The sequence below is a fragment of the Lactobacillus sp. Sy-1 genome, from assembly GCF_019303535.1.
Taxonomy (GTDB): domain Bacteria; phylum Bacillota; class Bacilli; order Lactobacillales; family Lactobacillaceae; genus Nicoliella.
Window position 1 is genome coordinate 1055171 of sequence record NZ_JACCIU010000001.1, and the last position, 17725, is coordinate 1072895.

Here is a 17725-nt window from a genome sequence, read left to right on the forward strand (position 1 = left end):
CATTTTTTATTTAGCAGCGAACCGTAACCCCTTGGGGAAGAAGTTTTTGATCGTGCCATTCACGTTTTTCCCAAAGCCGATTGCTTGATCATCGCAGATTAACTGATACCAACCCTTAGTTAGTTGTGCATCATCGACTAGCTTAAACGTATCGCCATGCACATATTTAGCCCACTGGGCATGGTCAATTACCACCGTTTTCTTCATTGACGCGGGTTGAACCGCTAACGCCAGTGCATAACTAGGTTCGAAGCGTTTCTTTTTAAACGTTCCAAATAATAGTCCGGGCCGCATGACCTTCAATCCCTTTAGTTCGGGGATGTTCGCTTGTAACGTATAGAGCTGATCCCCAAAACAAATTAAGTCGTTAATTGGTAACTGATCGATGTTGTCAGCCATAAAATCAGCCCAGAGTTGTTTTTGTTCCCGGTTTAAATTGCCCCGTTCAAACTTTTTAATCGGTTTGGGGTTATTTACCGCCTCTTTAAGCCTTAGTTTAGCAATAAAGTGGCCTTCCCCCCTAAACAGGTGGGGAAATAACCGGACCGCCTTCGCAATTTCAGGATTACCATCTGCCCATTCAGGCTTAGCATCCACCATCCCCGCATCCTTGTTGATTGGCACCATCTCAAATGGATACTTAGTTAGTAACCAGGCAATGATCTGTTCATCTTCTTCCGGCGCGAAGGTACAGGTAGAATAAACTAATTCGCCACCCGGTTTAAGCATTTGAACAGCATCACTTAAAATCGCTTGTTGGCGGACTGCACATTCACTGGGGTAATCTGAATTCCAGTACTGGGTCGCATCCGGATCCTTATGAAACATCCCCTCCCCAGAACAGGGGGCATCAACTAGGATTTGATCAAAGTAAGCTGGAAAGTGCTTGCGAAGCGTCTGTGGATCTTCGTTTAAAATAACCGTATTTTGCGCTCCGAACCGTTCTAGATTTTCCACCAGAATTTTGGCTCGCTTGTAATTAATTTCATTTGAAACTAACAACCCGGTGTTATCCAAAAAACTCGCCAGGTGGGTGGATTTCCCACCAGGAGCTGCACACAGGTCTAAGACCTTCATCCCGGGTTTAGGAGCGGCTACTTCCCCCACATACATTGCGCTGGGTTCTTGGCTATACACGGCGCCACTTTGGTGGTCAACGGACTTCCCGTTAACCTTTCCATAGTACCCCCATTGACAGTGGGGAACCGGATCCGATAATGATTCTTCATTTGGTAGGTGTTGTTTTAAAGGGTTAATCCGAAAGGCGTGGTTCACCGGTTGTTCAAAACTCTGGAAGAAGGCCTCCGCCTGATCCCCCAACAACTTTTCATATTTTAATTTAAATTGTTCAGGTAGCTTTAAAATAATGATTCTCTCCTTATTTAATGAGTAACAAAGCACTAATACATCATGCTGAAAATGTAAAATGAGATGGTAACCACGGGCACAATGATTGACAAAGTGTTAAACAATCAGTGATAATTTATTTAAATCTAATTAGAAATGGAAGACCGTAAATGACCCCAAAATTAATTGCCCTCGATTTAGATGGCACCACCCTAAACGAAAATTCAGAAGTCACTGACGCTACCGTTCAAGCAGTTCAAAAGGTTATCTCAATGGGCCACATCGTATGTATTGTGACCGGCCGCTCGACTAGACTAGCGTTACCTGCCTACCAAAAGCTCGGTTTAAAAACCCCGATGATCAACTTTAACGGTAGCTTAGGTATCGTCCCAGAATACGCTTGGAGTGGGCAGTATGAATTTTCCGTTGACCGCGAAATTGTATTGGACCTCCTTGATCATAAAGAAGCCCTCGGCATTAACATCATAGTAGCCGAAGATAAGCATTCAATCTTAGCAAGTAAACCAGCCAGCGATGAGTTATTTAAGGTGTCATGTGGGTTTTTCCCTAACCATGTGGCACCAGACCAAGTCTTAAACGCCACCAACCTGACCCATAATCCAATTGACTTAGCAATTGACTATGATGCCGCTAAGTTACCTCAATTAGAGGAATTCGTGGCCGATCACTACGGGAATCAAGTCGAAATTGCCCATTGGGGCGGGCCACTTTCCATCTTTGAAATCAAACGCAGCGGCGTTGATAAGGCTTACGGCGTCAAACAACTCGCTCAAAACTTCAACATTGCTAAAAAAGACATCATCGCAATTGGCGACCAAGTTAACGACCTCCCACTACTAAGCGCAGCCGGCACCAAGGTTGCGATGAAGAATGCGGTTGATTCCATTAAGGCCGTTTCGAACGTTGTTACTAAATACAATAACGAACAAAACGGGGTTGCTAAATACCTTAACGAGACCTTTAGTTAGTCTGGTTTTACATCCCCAAAAATTTGCGCGGCCTTGACCGCCCGTTGCCAACCCGCATAGCATTTATCACGGGTGGCACTACTCATTGCCGGCTCAAAGTCCGCAAACTGACCAACCGTCGCCTTAATTTCATCGATATCATGCCAATAGTTAACACAAAGGCCCGCTAGGTAGGCAACTCCCAGGGCTGTCGTTTCAGAAATGGCGGACCGTTCGATTGGGATGTCTAAAATATCAGCTTGAAATTGCATCAAATAATCATTATTAGCGGCGCCCCCATCGACCCGAAGCGTTTTTAACGCTAATTGCGTATCTGAAACCATGGTGTTCACGACGTCCTTGGTTTGGTAAGCCAACGAATCTAGCGTTGCGCGGACAAATTGTTCCCGACTCGTGCCACGGGTAAGCCCAAACACCGCTCCACGGGTATTTTGATTCCAGTATGGAGCCCCTAAGCCAGTGAACGCTGGTACTACATAAACCCCACTATCAGCGGCTTGTTCAGCCATTTTTTCGGTCTCAGAAGCATGCTGAATAATCCGCATTCCATCCCGCAACCACTGAATTGCGGAACCGGCTACGAAGATACTTCCTTCAAGGGCGTAATGCACCTGCCCATCGATTCCATAGGCAATGGTGGTCAATAACCCCTTATCTGAAATGGTGGGTTCCAAACCCGTGTTCATTACAATGAACGCCCCGGTCCCGTAAGTATTTTTGACCATCCCTGGTTCTAGTGCTAACTGACCAAATAAAGCGGCTTGTTGATCACCCGCAATCCCGGTAATGGGAACCTGCACTCCGGAAAACGTGAAGTTAGAGGTGTACCCAAAATTATGCGAAGAGGGCTTCACCTCCGGTAGCATTGATGCGGGGATGTCCAATAACTGCAATATTTCTGAATCCCATTGTAAGTCGTGAATGTTATACAGCATCGTGCGACTGGCATTCGTGTAGTCAGTCGCATGAACATGCCCACTGGTTAACTTCCAAAGCAACCAGGTATCGATCGTGCCAAAATATAAGTCGCCATTTTCAGCCTTTTGCCGGGCTCCCGCGACGTTGTCTAAAATCCACTTGATTTTGGTAGCCGAGAAATATGAATCAATTACTAACCCCGTTTTTTGGTGAATCATATCGGTTTTACCAGCCGCTTTTAAATCATCAGCGATTTGGCTGGTCTGTTTGGACTGCCATACAATCGCATTATAGATTGGCTTTCCGGTATGCCGGTCCCAAATCACGGTCGTTTCTCGTTGGTTCGTAATCCCAATTCCCTGAATCTTATATGGTGGAATTTCAGCTGAAATCAATGCATCAGAAATAACGGTTTGAACGGCACTCCAAATTTCATTGGCGTCGTGTTCAACCCATCCTGAATTGGGGAAGTACTGTTTAAACTCGCGTTGTGCTTTTTGTAAGATGTGTCCATGGTGATCAAAGATAATCGCCCGAACGCTAGTGGTTCCAGCGTCAATGGACATAATGTATTGTTGATTCTTCAATGAAATGACTCCATTCGTAAGGTCTTTAATGCCTATTATTATATCATGATTTTAAACGCTGGTTTCAATAATGAATAATCGTTATAATTTATTATGATTACAGAAAGGATGGTTCTAAAATGAGTTCAGCTCCATATTATTCAGCATGTACCAGTATTTTAGTTGGTAAAAATGCTAGTCTCGACGGTTCCATTATGATTGGCCGTAACGAAGACGCTAAAGCAGCATGGCCTAAGCACCTCAAGGTCTTTGAACGTCGTCAATTTGAAACTCCGCAGCTGTTTAAGTCAAACGATAACGGATTTAAGTTGCCGCTTCCTAAAACCCGCTTCCAATACGAATCCACTCCGGAATGGACGGACCAATACGGCCGCTTTGAAGAGGACGGTTTTAATGAATACGGCGTCGCAATGAGTGCGACCGAAAGTACCTACGCTAATGCGACCGTATTGGGCTACGATCCACTGGTTAGCGATGGAATTGGTGAAGAGGCAATGGTAACGGTGATCTTGCCATATGTAAAAACCGCTCGACAGGCGGTCCGGCGGTTAGGCACCATCATCGAAAAATACGGGACCTGTGAAAGCAACGGGATTCTATTTGCTGACAATGACGAAGCGTGGTATATGGACACTGGTTCCGGTCATCACTGGGTCGCAATTAAAATTCCAGACGATTGCTATGCGGTGGTTTCTAATCAAATGGCAGTCCAAGAAATCGATTTTGATAACCCGGCTGATTTCATGTGGTCTAGCGGGATTCGCGAATTTGTTGCCCAACACCATTTAAATCCATCAATTGACGGCCGCTTTAACTTTCGGCAAATCTTTGGGACCCATAGTCAATCTGATACCTATTACAATACCCCGCGGGTCTGGTACGGGCAAAGAATGTTCAACCCAGAAGTTGAGCAATCACCCACGAGCCAAGAGATGCCGATGTTAAGAAAACCCGCTCAAAAGATTTCAATTGATGATGCCCAGGCATTTCTATCATCCCACTTCCAAGAAACCCCCTACGATCCAATTGGTAGCGGCTCTGAAGCCGATAAAAAGAGATTCCGTCCAATTAGCCTTGCTAAGACGCAGGAGTCCCACGTGCTCCAATTACGGCCTAATTTACCAAAAGCCATTGGGAACATTCACTGGTTAGCAATGGGCGTCGCTGCCCAAAGCACCTACGTTCCATTTTTGAGTGGTATCACCACCGTTCCAGATGAGTACCAAATTGGTGCGGCTGAATATGATGCTCACTCGGCCTACTGGATTTTTAAGCTCGCCGGAGTGTTAGTTGATCCACACTACCTTGCATTTGGTGATTTACTAATGGAAACAAAGGAAACCCTTTCCATTAAGTACCGGCAATTAATTTTAAGTGCCGATCGGCAAGCAGTTGGGCTCTCTAAATCAGAAGCAATCGCGGTGGCTAACGACGTTAGTAACCAAGCTGCTCAACTAGCCCTAAATGCGTATCGGAAACTCACCGCGCAGTTAATTACCCAGTCAACCGACTTGTCGCCACTTAACTACAAACAAGATTTAAATCTTTAGACAAAAATAACCATCAATCCAAGCGGACTGATGGTTATTTTGTTTAATTTTAATTTTAAAATTAACGTTTGCGACGAGTAGCAGGGATCCGAGCGGACTTACCACTAAGTTCACGTAAGTAGTAAAGCTTAGCACGACGAACCCGACCTAATCTAAGCACTTCGATCTTGTCAACCCGTGGTGAGTGTAATGGGAAAATTCTTTCCACACCAACACCACTAGAAGTCTTACGAACAGTGTAAGTAGCTTGAATTCCAGATCCACGGCGTTTGATTACAACTCCAGTGAATAATTGGATTCTTTCACGGTCACCTTCGACAACCTTAACGTGAACACGAACAGTGTCCCCGGCACGAAAATCTGGTACATCAGATTTTAATTGATCAGCATTGATCTTTTCGATTAAACTATTTTGACGCATAAATATATCTTCCTTTCAACTAGCATTCATGCCAAAGTCTCTAGCAGCGGAATACCGTTTTAATTGGTGTTCAATACAACAAAAATAATGTTATCACAGTCACAACTGAATGTAAAGGTGATTAATCATAATCTGGGTCTGGATATTCTTCCATCTTTACCTCGGCCAGGAGCCGTTTCTGCTCGGCGGTTAGCTTTTGGTAATCAATCAAATCCGGACGCCGTAATAGTGTCTTGCGTAATGACTCCTTTTGCTTCCATTCAGCAATCTTTTGGTGGTTCCCACTAATCAAGACGTCGGGAACCTTCATCCCCCTAAAATCAGCCGGTCTGGTGTATTGAGGATACTCAAGTAGTCCGGTGGAAAAGGAATCGCCCGGTGCAGACGCTTGGTTACCAAGCACGTCCGGCAACAAGCGAGCGGTGGCATCGATAATTGTCATTGCTGGTAACTCACCACCAGTTAGGATAAAATCGCCCATCGAATATTCATCGGTCACCACCGACTTAATCCGCTCATCGTATCCTTCATAATGACCACAAATAAAGGTGAGATGGTCTTCTTTAGCCAAGTCCCCTGCCACCGTTTGATCGAACTGCTTACCGGCTGGATCCAATAGAATTACCCGTCCGCTAGAATGCCCTTGTTGTTTTGCCGCTTCCTGAGTAGCTGTAAACGCATCCAATATGGGCTGAGCTTGGAGTAACATTCCCGCTCCACCACCGAATGGATAGTCATCTACGTTATGGTGCTTATTGGTTGAATAATCCCGAAAGTCAGTCACAGCCACGTCTAAAATGCCCTTTTCAATTGCTTTACCAACGATTGATTCACGCATCGGACCATCAAACATATGCGGGAAAATACTAAGAACATCAATCCTCATTATTCAAGCCCCTCCAATAAATCAATGGTAACCCGCTGGTTAGTTAAATCAACTTTTTTAATTACTTGTTCGATTTTTGGTAAAAGTAACTCTTTACCATTTTCACGGGTAACGATCCAAACGTCATTAGCGGCGGTATCCATGATATCAGTAATCTTCCCGAGGTAATTATTTGCTAAATCATAAACGGCTAATCCTAAAATTTGGTGGTAGTAGTACTCACCCGCTGCTAAGTCATCAGCGGATAGCTGTTCATCCGTAATTTTGAGGGTCGATGGTTTTAAAAACTCAATGTCATTAATGGAGTCGTGGCCCTTAAAGTGTAGGATCACAAAGCTCTTTTGGGTTCGCACCTTATCAATTGTTAATTCAACCTGAGTCCCATTTGGTAAGAAAGCAGTTACCTGATTGCCCACCACAAACCGATTTTCTGGAAAGTCCGTGATTGAAATCACTCGGACCTCACCATGGATGCCCTGCGTATTAACGATTTTACCAATATTATAGTATGAAATGATGATTACCTACCTTCTGTATTCGACTAAAAAAACTCTTAAATAAAACCAGTGGTTTTATCTAAGAGTTTTATTTTTGACCATCTTCAATAATCAATCTAACCCGTTTACTACCATTAACACGGACACTGTAGACAATGGTCCGAATCGTCTGGGCGATGTGGCCCTTTTTACCGATGATTCTACCCACGTCCTTAGGGTTGGTTTTTAAATGATATTCATAAAACCGGTCAGTCTCATTATGCTGAATAGTAATATCATCTGGGTATTCCACCAGAGGTTTAACGATTGTTTTAATTAACTTGTCAAAATTAGTCGTCATTACTAATCACTTATTTCTTAGTGGATTTTGATTCGTGGTATTTCTTCATGATTCCTGCGTTGGACAATAAGTTCCGAACAGTATCTGAAGGTTGTGCACCCTTACCTAACCAACTCAAGATATCGTCTTCTTCAAGCTTAACTTGTGATGGCTTAGTAAGTGGGTTATAAGTACCAACGATTTGGATGAAACGACCATCACGAGGACTTCTTGAGTCTGCGACAACGACACGGTAGAAAGGACGCTTCTTTGAACCCATTCTTCTTAAACGAATTTTAACTGACATTCAAACACCTCCTATATTTCTTTTAACAAATAATAATATATCAGGATTTCAACGAGATGTAAAGGTTTTTTTCTTTACACCATGCAATTTTTTAAACTAACTATTGGAATGGCGCTAATAATACCGCCTTGGCCCCCGCATCAATATAACTATTATTGTGCATGATAAACGCTTGGACCGACTGGTAATCATTAAAATCGATTTTTGCCGTCACCAGTCCGGTTGCTAGTAGTTGTTTCGCTAACCCAATCATTTCGGGGGTCATTTTTTGTGGCATGAATGGATTATCGTCGTCTAAGTTTTGCCACTGGTCATGAAGCAGCGCCATTGCCCGTTTTATCTTGGGGGCACCCTTAAACAGCATTGTCAGTGTTTCTGGATTTAACCGTTGCATATCAATTCCTCCTCTTAGTGAACGGTGTTGATCGAAACCAAGTTACCAGGATAACCGGATCCTAATAGCGAAAATGCTTGCACGGGCGTGCTTAGAATCCAGAGGATATTTTTGAATCCATGGTCGTTAATTATTTTTTCACCGTGACCATCCGTTAAAATGATGGTTAAAGTATCAACTAACTGATTACGATGCTGATTCAAATAATCAAAGACGGCCTGAAAACTGGTTCCCCCGCCGCCTAACCGTCGAAACTGAATTTGATTCCCGTTATTAGCTCGGTAGCTCGTTTTTGCATGCACTTGGGCATCGAAGCTATAGATGGTAACCGGAACCGCTAGTTGCCTCAAAAAGTGATTGATTTCGTTGAGGAGTGAACTGATTTCAGCATCCCCCATCGAGCCAGAATTATCAACGAAGATGTTGATGCTCCTAACCGTATTGCTAATTCGGCCGCTCAGTTCCATTCGATATGCTTGCCGGCGGTTGAATCTGGCCCGTGATTCCTGACTGCCAATTGGCATCGTCCCTAAGCCCAATCGGATTAGCGTCCGCCAGTTGCGAATATGCGGCGCCGCTCTCATCGATTCAATTTGCTGTAAAACATTTCCGGGAACGGTGCCACGCTGTTTTTCCGGCGTCTGCTGGACCGCCCTGGTCACGATGTGTTTTAATTCCCCCGTCTGCAAGGTCCGTTCTTGTTCGCTAAACCGTTGCCAACCCGTGTGGTCATCGTGATTATTTTGATTACCGTTAATTAATTGCTCAGCGTTTCGTTCCACCGAATCGGTCCCGCTAGCTTGCATTCGTTTTAATGCAGCTAGGTAGTAATGTGAGCCCATCTGTTCAGCTAGATTGCCCCCCATTTGGAAATTTAGTTGATCTAACGTGTGGGTACTCTGCGCCCCCAGGTATTGATCAACAACAATGTCACAAGCTAATTGGTTCAATGCGGTGGCGTGTGAATACATCAGTGGATGGCAAAACGCAACGTGGAGGGCGAGTTGCTTCAAAATTCCATCCAACTGACTCGCCGTTAAATCAGCGGCTTTAAACCGCTGTGGATTAATTACGATGCTAATCTGGTGGTTAATCCAGCTTAACCCAATGTTCCCATCAAATTGATTTGCAAAGTGGCGGGGCAGTTGCATTAAAAGCTCGCCGCTAAACCGATCGGCTTTGAGAATCTGAATTAACTGTCCGCTAATAATGCCATCAATTAGGGCCACGTTTACGCCCGATTGGGATTGCAACCGGGCTAAATTATTTTCAACTTGCATCCAGCCACCTCCCGTTAAAGGGTATCAAATCCAATTTGTTCAATCTGCCGATATAAATCGACGAACGTCGGTTGAGCGGCCTCGGCTAATTCATAAATTCGTTGTAACTGGGTTGGATTATCGATCAACGCCAAACAACAAGTGTACTGGCCATCGGGGTTAATTAGTTTTAATAACTGCCCCAGACGCAGCGCAAAATCAGCTGATAAATCAGCCTGCTTTGCGATTCCCGCCTTAATAATTGCAACCCGGTCCACCTGGTCTAATTTTGCAAAGGTTGTCAGGGCATCCTGAAAATCGCCACTAAATAATTGCTCAACTAAATTGGATTGCTCGGCCCGGTCTAAAAACGTTTGAAAGGCCACGGCGGCTTGGTTGCCAATGTCACCAGCAAACACGTCTAATTGAATCGCTTTTCGCTGCTCCAATGGTAGTTTTAATAACTCCTGGTAGTTATTAGAAAGTCGCTCCCAGGCCCGCGGGGTGGGGAACAAGTCATCCCCACTCAACTGGGTGCTCAGCATGTCAGGATGTTGTGTAAGGTAATCGATAACTGCGGGGTGAATTGTCGCCCGTTCCTGAGCCCACTTCAACCAATCGTGAATATCGGTCTTTAAGACTAACCTCACCGTCCGATCCTTAATTGCATCATCGCCTCCCACCACATGGTAGTCGCTATTGGTAAACCCACTCATGGTTGCATCAGGATTTTCAGCGATGATGATGCGTACCTCAGTTGGAAGTCGCAGACTGTTGATCGAACGTTGGAGGACCAGGTTCATTAACTCACTCTGTACACCCTGACTCCCCCGGTTAAATTCATCCAAGAACCAATAGATTGGCTGGTTTGGATGTTGTTGCGCAAATTGAATGATTTCAATCAACTGGTGCGAATAACCAAATTGGACATCGGCCAACTTGCCATAGTCCTTAGTGTTAACAAACGAATCGCTAGTCAATGGGGGAACCGGAATTGCCAGATCACCCTTTTCGGACAAACTGACCACCGTTGTAAATAGTTCGGCTCCGTTTTGACGCGCTAAGTCGGCCACCAGCGCTGATTTCCCAATGCCCGCTTCCCCAACGATATTAGGAACGTTGCCCCCTTGAATGACCACGTTTGCAGCTAGCATTAGTTGTTGATAACTTAACGCCATTGTACCCACCTCCTAAAACTGAAAAAGTCATTGCGCGACCAGCGGCAATGACTTTAAATTACTTCTTCCGCTTCTTAATGCGGCGTTTCTTATTCTTTTTCATTTTCCGAGCCATCCGCTTCATGGCAAGGTTCGATAGTTTCCCACCGATGCCACCACCCATTCCAGGAGTGTTGCCACCGAGTCCGTTCATCATGTTTTCCATGCCGGATATGTTTCCATTAGACATCTTATTCATCATTTTTTTCATCGAATTAAACTGCTTGATCATCCGATTCACTTCTTGAATTGGACGTCCAGAACCACGGGCAATCCGCCGCCGTCTGGAAGGGTTCAAGAGGTCTGGATCCTCCCGTTCCTTGGCGGTCATGGAATAAATTACCGCTTCAATGTGTGCGATGTCCTTCGGGTCCATATTAACGTTCTTTAAAGCCGGATTATTAGCCATTCCCGGAATCATTTTCATGATGTCTTCTAGTGGCCCCATCTTTTGAATTTGCTTCATTTGATCCAAAAAGTCGTTAAAATCAAAGGTGTTTTCCCGCATCTTTTCGGCCATTTCTTCGGCTTGCTTTTGATCATAATCCTTTTGGGTCTTTTCAATTAATGAAAGGATGTCCCCCATTCCAAGGATTCTAGAAGCCATCCGGTCCGGATGAAAGACGTCTAAGTCGGTTAACTTTTCACCCTGCCCAACAAACTTAATTGGTTTATCGGTCACGGCCCGAATCGAGAGGGCGGCCCCACCACGGGTATCACCATCTAACTTGGTCAATACCACCCCGGTAACGCCCAGGGCATCGTTAAATCCTTCGGCAGTTTCAACCGCATTTTGTCCGGTCATTGCATCTACGACCAACAGAATTTCGTCGGGGTGAACCATTTCCTTGATATCCTTTAACTCATCCATCAATTTTTCATCGATTTGGAGCCGCCCGGCCGTATCAATAATCACGTAGTCATTATGGTTTTCCTTTGCCTGCGCCATTCCCTTTTCGACAATTTCGCGGGGGTCGACGTCAGTCCCCATTGAAAAGACGGGCACGTCTACCTGTTGACCAACTTGTTGAAGTTGATCGATGGCAGCCGGCCGATAGATATCGGCTGCGATCAGCAGTGGCCGCGCCTTTTGGTCATTCTTTAACTTTAGGGCTAACTTTCCAGCAGTAGTCGTTTTCCCCGCCCCTTGGAGCCCAGCCATCATAATAACGGTTGGAATCTTATCGGACTTATTAAGGGGAACTGCTGATTCCCCCATCATCTTGGTTAATTCTTCATCAACAATTTTAACGATTTGTTGAGCTGGATTCAATCCTTCTAAAACGTCAGCACCCTTGGCCCGTTCTTGGACCTGCTTAACAAACTTTCTAACCACCCCGAAATTAACGTCGGCTTCTAATAACGCCAGTCTAATTTCACGCATGGTGGCTCTTAGGTCGGACTCACTGACCCGACCCTTTCCACGAAGATTCCGCATGGCCTTTTGGAGTCGTTCAGTTAAACCTTCAAATGCCATTATTTCACCACTTTCATTCTTCTTCTATTTTTTCTAAATCAGCCACTAAGCCGACCAATTCGGCGTCAGTCGCGTAATTTGCGCTTACATATTCCTTAATCCGATCCGTCTTTTGATTTCGTGACACAAAGTCATGGTAAAGATGGAGTTGGGATTCATATTTTTCCAATATTAATTCAGTCCGCCGAATGTTATCGTAAACTGCTTGTCGACTAATCGAAAATTCCTCAGAAATTTCACCTAGTGAATAGTCATCAACGTAGTAGCGTTGCATGTAGCTATTCTGCTTTTTGGTCAACAGGGGCCGATAAAACGACAATAGTGAATTGATCCGGTAATTCTTTGCTAATTCCAAGGTCATTCCTCCGTCTCATTGCAACCCTTTATCCTATAGAATACATAATTTAAAGGAGTTTCGTCAATTATTTTAACAAACCGTTGAACAATCCATAGACAAAGTCACTAGCGTTGAATGGTTGTAGATCGCCGACTTTTTCACCCAATCCAACGTACTTAACCGGGGTGTGAAGTTCGTTTCTGATTGCAAGAACGATTCCACCCTTAGCGGTCCCATCTAGCTTAGTCAACGTAATTCCCGTTACATCGGTAACCTGTTTAAACAGCTTAGCTTGGTTCAATGCATTTTGGCCGGTCGTTGCATCCAATACCAACATCACTTCGTGGGGCGCCATTGGAATTTCACGGGTCAAAATCTTCTTCATCTTGGAAAGCTCGTTCATTAAATTAACCTTATTTTGTAGTCGGCCAGCGGTATCAACGAATAACACGTCATATTGACCCTTCTTAGCCCTTTGAACGGCATCGAATACAACTGATGCTGGATCACTTTTTTCCGGTTTTTTAACGATGTCGACTTCGTCTCGTTTAGCCCAGACGTCCAGTTGTTGGATGGCCCCGGCTCTAAATGTATCGGCAGCTGCCAGCAAGACCTTCTTTCCCTGGTCGTGATAGAGCTTGGCCATTTTACCAATGGTTGTCGTTTTGCCGACCCCGTTAACCCCCACAAAGAGGATTACGGTCGGCCCTTCCTTTGCAAAGTTAATCGTGTTCTTTTCACCGTTCCCATTTTCGTCGTATAACTCGATTAATTTTTGCACCACCACGTTTTGAACTTCACTTCTAGACTTAACGTTTCTAAGCTTTACTTCATCACGCAGCTGGTCGGTCAAGTTAACTGCCATGTCGAATCCAACGTCTGATTCAATTAACGTATCCTCTAGGTCGTCAAAGAAATCTTCGTCAACCGATCTAAAGTTGGCAAACAACTTATTGAGCCGTTGTCCGAATGATGAGCGGGACTTTGCCAACCCGTGTTCGTACTTTTCGCTTTCCTCAGCAGCTTCTTCAGGAACTGCTGGTTGGTCTTCGGTGGCTGAATTAGCACTTGCGGAATCGGATTCAGCGCTCGCTTCACTAGACGCTTCTGCTGAGGAGGCGGATTCGGAGCTGGCGTTGCTGCTGGTTGCCGTTGCTTCGTCTGATTCAGCGCTCGCTTCACTGGATGCTTCTGCCGATGAGGCGGATTCGGAGCTAGCGTTACTGCTAGTTGACGTTGCTTCGTCTGATTCAGCACTCGCTTTACTGGATGCTTCTACTGATGAGGCGGATTCAGAACTGGTATTACTACTGGATTCAGTTGCTTCTGCTGATTCAGCACTTGCTTTACTGGATGCTTCTACTGATGAGGCGGATTCGGAACTAGCGTTACTGCTGCTTTCCGTTGCTTCTGCCGATTCAGCACTTGCATCAGTTGATTGTGAACTGGATTCACTTCCCACTGTGGCTGAATCTGAATTAACGGATTCACTACTTTGGCTGGAAGCCGATTGAATCCCACTCCTCGTTTCAGCCGCTGTTTCAGATGATTCTGCGTTCGTAGATTGCTGTTCAGTTTGCTCAGCGGATTGAGCAGCTGCTTGTTCCTTCTTTTTGCTACGCCGTTTAAAAATATCAAATAATCCCATTTAAAATCATCCTTTCGTCGTTTGCGCTTTCTTTAGGTCCACCGCTAACACCTTTGAAATTCCGGAGTCTTGCATTGTAACTCCGTAGAGGTTATCAGCATAGACCATCGTTTCTTTGCGGTGCGTAATCACAATGAATTGGGTCTGCGCCTTTAGTTTTTGAATATAGCGGGCAAAGCGGTCAACGTTAGCTGGATCCAATGCTGATTCCGCTTCGTCCAAAATTACAAACGGCACTGGTTGCAGCTTTAACACCGCAAATAGCAGTGCAATTGCCGTTAATGAGCGTTCCCCCCCAGAAAGGAGGGTCATACTGCGGAACCGTTTGCCCGGTGGTTGAGCCATGATTTCAATCCCGGTGGTTAACAGGTGGTGGGGATCCGTTAATTTTAGTTTTGCATCTCCACCCCCAAAGATTTCCTTAAAGGTGGCCTTAAAAGCCCGCTGCAATTGGTCGAACGTCTTCTTAAAGCGGTCCTTGACGGTGGCATCCATCTTATTCATAGTCGCTTCTAACTGTTGTTTCGACTGAATTAAGTCATCGGCTTGCTGCTTTAAAAATTGGTAGCGATCGTTCACCTCCGCAAACTGGGTGATCGAATCAATGCTAACCGGCCCCAATCCTTGAACCTGCTTCTTTAAGTCCGTGAGGTGCCCTTCAATCGTTGCTAAATCAGCATCAACGTCATTATCCACCACGGCTTGAAAACTAAGTCCGTACTTTTGGCTAGCATCCAGCTTAATTGACTGCAGCTGCTGGGTAATGGATTGTAGCCCCTGCTCTATGCGTTCAATCGTCGTCCGATGGTTCAAGAGCGTATCTTGGGCTTGATCAATTTTTGTATCGAGGGGGGTAACCGTTTGATGCAAGTTTTGCAGGGTGGTTTTCCTGGTGGTAATCTGGGCTTTCAAGTCAACCACTGCCTGTTGCAGCAAGTTAACTTTATGGTTTAAATCCGCATTGGTCAATTTTCCAGTACTTTGCTGGTTTAAACCACTAATCGTTTGGTTAATTTCAATTTGGGCCGCTTGATTTTCCGCCAGGGTCTGATTCAAATCAGCAATTCGTTGGTTCAGATGGTCCAATTCGGCCTGGGCTAAAATTAATTTTTCCCGACTGGCCTGGTGGTCAGCAGTGGCCCGTTGCCGCTTGGCATCTAGTTCAGCTAGTTGCTGATTAGTTTGTTTCACCTGGGCTTGATTGTGTTCGATTTGCCCGTTAATTTGATCCAATTCGGCCTCTAAATCAGTCGCCGAAGACTGCGCAAAATTAGCACTGAGGTTTTGCAGGTTAATCCGCTGGGTGGCAGCCTCCCGTTGCTTTTGTTCAATCTCTGATTGAACCTGTTCCAACTGACTAGTTAACATTTGAACGGACTGCTTTAAAGCTAGTTGTGATTGGTCGTGCTCAGCATTTTGCTGTTCTAAGGTGCGTAATTGCGCCTGCTTATTTTTGACCTGGGTCTCTAAATCAGCAACCCGCTGCGCAGCTTGATCGACGGATTGCTTTAATTCCGCCTGCTTTTCACGTTGGACCAGCATCCCATCAAATTGTTTCTGGGTTGCCCCACCTGTAATTGAACCCCCAGCATTCACGACCTGCCCATCAAGGGTCACGATCCGATAGCGGTGGTTCAAAATAGTGCCAATTTGCGTTGCTGAGCGAAGATCCTTAGCAATAACAACGTTGCCCAGTAGGTGCTCAATCACCACTTGATATTGATCCGCCACCGTTACTAACTGACTGGCGACCGCAACATATCCGGGGTGGCTTTGAATTGAATTCACCACCGTTTGGGAAAGGTGGTGTTTGGTTAAGCTGTTCAACGGTAACAGGGTCACCCGGCCTAATTTGCGTTGGGTCATTAATTGAACGGCCGCTCGCGCAGCAGCGTTATCGGTTACCATGATTTGTTGAATTCGGTTCCCTAATGCTGTCTCAATGGACTTAATGTAGTCGCGATTCACTTCGATGAACTCACCGACTGCCCCGATGATGCCGGTTAATTGGTCCCGGTGGTTCAATAAATTCCGACTGCCTTGAAAATAGCCGCCGTGTTGATTTTGAAACTCAACCAGCCCGTTTAGACGTGCGGTTAATTGCTGCTTGGTTTTAAGTTCGGTGTACCACTGTCCCTGCTCTTTTTCGAGTTCAAGTCGTAATTGCTTTCGTTGTGCAGCTGCCTGGGTAACCCTTTCATGATCAGCCTTAAGGTGCGCTTGAGCAGCAGTTAACTTAGTCGTTAGCGCTGCCTGCTTAGTTTCTAACTCCGCCACCGCCTGCTTATGGGCGGCGAGACGGTCGTGAATGATACGCTCCTGTTGACTAAATTGGGCGTTATCCTTACTAGCGAAGTTAATTTGGTTCTTCAAGCTACTGGACCGTTGTAAAAGGTCTAAATATTGGTTTCGTAACTCCGTTAACGTTTGATTATGATTCGTCACTTTGGATTCAATGGCGGGAAGCGGATTCGAATCAACGGTGGCATTCAACTGGTCAATGATATGTTGTTGCTCGGCTACGGAATGCTCAACCGTCCCAATCTGATCTTCAATCACTGAATATTTGTTAACTAGGGTCGCTAAATCCGCCTTAGCCCGGGATAATTGTTCCGCCTTAAAACTAGACTGCTGGTCATCCAATTTGAGTTGGCTTCTATACTGTTCAATTTGATTGGTCCGCTTGAGTAACTTGGCTTGAGCCTGGTCTTGTTGGTGGTTCAACTGATCGATCTGGCGTTGCAAATCCTGTTTTTGAGTCCGCATTTGCTCAATTTGAGCTGTCAAATCGGTTTCTTGCGCCTGTTGGGTAGCCAGTTGCTTTTCAGCGTCAGTATAGCTAGCTAAGAGCCGCTTTGCATCGACGGTTAACTTGGCTTGGTGCCAATCCTTCAATTGGGTGTTTAACTCCTGAAACCGTTCGGCCGCTTGACTTTGAGCACGCAGGGTCACCACCTGCGTTTTGAGCTCTGCTATGATGTCGTTCACCCGGGTCAAGTTGTCGTTCGTTTCAGATAGGCGATGGTCAGCAACCTGCTTGCGCTGCCGGTACTTATAAATCCCAGCAGTCGTCTCCACGATGTTCCGCCGATCTTGTGGTTTGCTATTAAAAATGGCTTCAACGTTTCCCTGTGAAATAATCGAAAACGACCCCTGGCCAATTCCACTATCCATCAAGAGGTCGTTAATGTCTTTTAAACGACATTCCCGTTGATTCAAGTAGTAGTAGCTGTCCCCGTTTCGAAATAATTTTCGGGTCACAGTGATTTCAGTGTAGTCCGGTTTTAAATAGTGGTCAGAATTATCAAACGTAAGGATGACTTCCGCTCGATTTAACGCCCGGCGGTTTTTGGAACCAGAAAAAATAACATCAGCCATCTTTGTACTTCGCAGATGCTTAGCAGATTGTTCCCCCAACACCCATCGAATTGCTTCAATTACATTACTTTTCCCACTTCCATTCGGTCCCACAATGGCGGTTAACCCATTTTGAAAGTCAATGGTCGTCTTTTCAGCAAATGATTTAAAACCAACTAGCTGCATTGATTTTAGTTTCAAATTAATTCCCCAAT

Annotated in this window: 16 protein-coding genes; 2 read left to right on the top strand and 14 right to left on the bottom strand. The window is 45.2% G+C overall.

Annotation, left to right across the window (positions count from 1 at the left end; genetic code table 11):
• Positions 1 to 6: 6 nt before the first annotated feature.
• Positions 7 to 1365 carry an RsmB/NOP family class I SAM-dependent RNA methyltransferase gene (locus tag HZL42_RS04450; RefSeq protein WP_370629296.1) on the bottom strand — a complete coding sequence of 453 codons (1359 nt, stop codon included), beginning with the start codon at positions 1363 to 1365 and terminating at the stop codon, positions 7 to 9.
• A 152-nt stretch (positions 1366 to 1517) separates the two neighbouring features.
• Here HZL42_RS04450 and HZL42_RS04455 point away from each other — a divergent pair, with 152 nt between their 5' ends.
• Positions 1518 to 2336, top strand: a complete 819-nt coding sequence (locus HZL42_RS04455) for a Cof-type HAD-IIB family hydrolase (protein WP_219054469.1) — start codon at positions 1518 to 1520, stop codon at positions 2334 to 2336.
• On the opposite strand, the gene glpK is transcribed toward HZL42_RS04455, so the two are convergent.
• Positions 2333 to 3841, bottom strand: coding sequence for a glycerol kinase GlpK (gene glpK / locus HZL42_RS04460; RefSeq protein WP_219054470.1), 1509 nt, complete (start codon positions 3839 to 3841; stop codon positions 2333 to 2335). The two genes, HZL42_RS04455 and glpK, sit on opposite strands and share 4 nt — an antisense overlap.
• A gap of 119 nt (positions 3842 to 3960) precedes the next feature.
• Here glpK and HZL42_RS04465 point away from each other — a divergent pair, with 119 nt between their 5' ends.
• On the top strand, positions 3961 to 5391 hold the full coding sequence (locus HZL42_RS04465; RefSeq protein ID WP_219054471.1) for a C69 family dipeptidase: 1431 nt from the start codon (positions 3961 to 3963) through the stop codon (positions 5389 to 5391).
• Between the two features lie 61 nt (positions 5392 to 5452).
• Here HZL42_RS04465 and rplS read toward each other — a convergent pair whose 3' ends face one another.
• From rplS to smc, 12 genes are all read right to left on the bottom strand, one after another.
• The gene (gene rplS / locus HZL42_RS04470) at positions 5453 to 5812 is read right to left on the bottom strand and encodes a 50S ribosomal protein L19 (RefSeq protein WP_219054472.1); all 360 of its coding nucleotides are present in this window, start codon (positions 5810 to 5812) and stop codon (positions 5453 to 5455) included.
• 121 nt (positions 5813 to 5933) lie between these two features.
• Positions 5934 to 6698 (bottom strand): tRNA (guanosine(37)-N1)-methyltransferase TrmD, encoded by a 765-nt coding sequence (gene trmD, locus HZL42_RS04475; RefSeq protein ID WP_219054473.1) that lies wholly within the window; start codon positions 6696 to 6698, stop codon positions 5934 to 5936.
• Positions 6698 to 7213 carry a ribosome maturation factor RimM gene (gene rimM, locus HZL42_RS04480; RefSeq protein WP_219282858.1) on the bottom strand — a complete coding sequence of 172 codons (516 nt, stop codon included), beginning with the start codon at positions 7211 to 7213 and terminating at the stop codon, positions 6698 to 6700. Before rimM ends, trmD begins: the two co-directional genes overlap by 1 nt.
• 70 nt (positions 7214 to 7283) lie before the next feature.
• Positions 7284 to 7535, bottom strand: coding sequence for a KH domain-containing protein (locus HZL42_RS04485; RefSeq protein ID WP_219054474.1), 252 nt, complete (start codon positions 7533 to 7535; stop codon positions 7284 to 7286).
• A gap of 10 nt (positions 7536 to 7545) precedes the next feature.
• Positions 7546 to 7821, bottom strand: coding sequence for a 30S ribosomal protein S16 (gene rpsP, locus HZL42_RS04490; protein ID WP_219054475.1), 276 nt, complete (start codon positions 7819 to 7821; stop codon positions 7546 to 7548).
• 100 nt (positions 7822 to 7921) lie between these two features.
• Positions 7922 to 8215: a hypothetical protein gene (locus HZL42_RS04495; protein WP_219054476.1), complete on the bottom strand. Its 294-nt coding sequence runs from the start codon at positions 8213 to 8215 to the stop codon at positions 7922 to 7924.
• 14 nt (positions 8216 to 8229) lie between these two features.
• Positions 8230 to 9495, bottom strand: a complete 1266-nt coding sequence (locus HZL42_RS04500; protein WP_219054477.1) for a VWA-like domain-containing protein — start codon at positions 9493 to 9495, stop codon at positions 8230 to 8232.
• A 14-nt stretch (positions 9496 to 9509) separates the two neighbouring features.
• Positions 9510 to 10652, bottom strand: a complete 1143-nt coding sequence (locus HZL42_RS04505) for an ATP-binding protein (protein ID WP_219054478.1) — start codon at positions 10650 to 10652, stop codon at positions 9510 to 9512.
• A gap of 58 nt (positions 10653 to 10710) precedes the next feature.
• Entirely contained in the window at positions 10711 to 12168 is a 1458-nt protein-coding gene (gene ffh / locus HZL42_RS04510; RefSeq protein WP_219054479.1) for a signal recognition particle protein, read from the bottom strand.
• Positions 12169 to 12181: 13 nt separating this feature from the next.
• A complete protein-coding gene (locus tag HZL42_RS04515; protein ID WP_219054480.1) occupies positions 12182 to 12523 on the bottom strand; it encodes a putative DNA-binding protein in 342 nt (113 codons plus the stop codon).
• Between the two features lie 67 nt (positions 12524 to 12590).
• On the bottom strand, positions 12591 to 14153 hold the full coding sequence (gene ftsY, locus HZL42_RS04520) for a signal recognition particle-docking protein FtsY (protein WP_219054481.1): 1563 nt from the start codon (positions 14151 to 14153) through the stop codon (positions 12591 to 12593).
• A gap of 6 nt (positions 14154 to 14159) precedes the next feature.
• Entirely contained in the window at positions 14160 to 17711 is a 3552-nt protein-coding gene (gene smc / locus HZL42_RS04525) for a chromosome segregation protein SMC (RefSeq protein WP_219054482.1), read from the bottom strand.
• Positions 17712 to 17725: the final 14 nt, after the last annotated feature.

Coding starts and splice junctions, on each gene's coding strand:
- HZL42_RS04455 (WP_219054469.1), top strand. CDS start 1,518: ATGACCCCAAAATTAATTGCCCTCGATTTAGATGGCACCACCCTAAAC.
- HZL42_RS04485 (WP_219054474.1), bottom strand. CDS start 7,535: ATGACGACTAATTTTGACAAGTTAATTAAAACAATCGTTAAACCTCTG.
- HZL42_RS04500 (WP_219054477.1), bottom strand. CDS start 9,495: ATGCAAGTTGAAAATAATTTAGCCCGGTTGCAATCCCAATCGGGCGTA.
- ftsY (WP_219054481.1), bottom strand. CDS start 14,153: ATGGGATTATTTGATATTTTTAAACGGCGTAGCAAAAAGAAGGAACAA.
- rpsP (WP_219054475.1), bottom strand. CDS start 7,821: ATGTCAGTTAAAATTCGTTTAAGAAGAATGGGTTCAAAGAAGCGTCCT.
- trmD (WP_219054473.1), bottom strand. CDS start 6,698: ATGAGGATTGATGTTCTTAGTATTTTCCCGCATATGTTTGATGGTCCG.
- rplS (WP_219054472.1), bottom strand. CDS start 5,812: ATGCGTCAAAATAGTTTAATCGAAAAGATCAATGCTGATCAATTAAAA.
- HZL42_RS04505 (WP_219054478.1), bottom strand. CDS start 10,652: ATGGCGTTAAGTTATCAACAACTAATGCTAGCTGCAAACGTGGTCATT.
- HZL42_RS04465 (WP_219054471.1), top strand. CDS start 3,961: ATGAGTTCAGCTCCATATTATTCAGCATGTACCAGTATTTTAGTTGGT.
- ffh (WP_219054479.1), bottom strand. CDS start 12,168: ATGGCATTTGAAGGTTTAACTGAACGACTCCAAAAGGCCATGCGGAAT.
- HZL42_RS04495 (WP_219054476.1), bottom strand. CDS start 8,215: ATGCAACGGTTAAATCCAGAAACACTGACAATGCTGTTTAAGGGTGCC.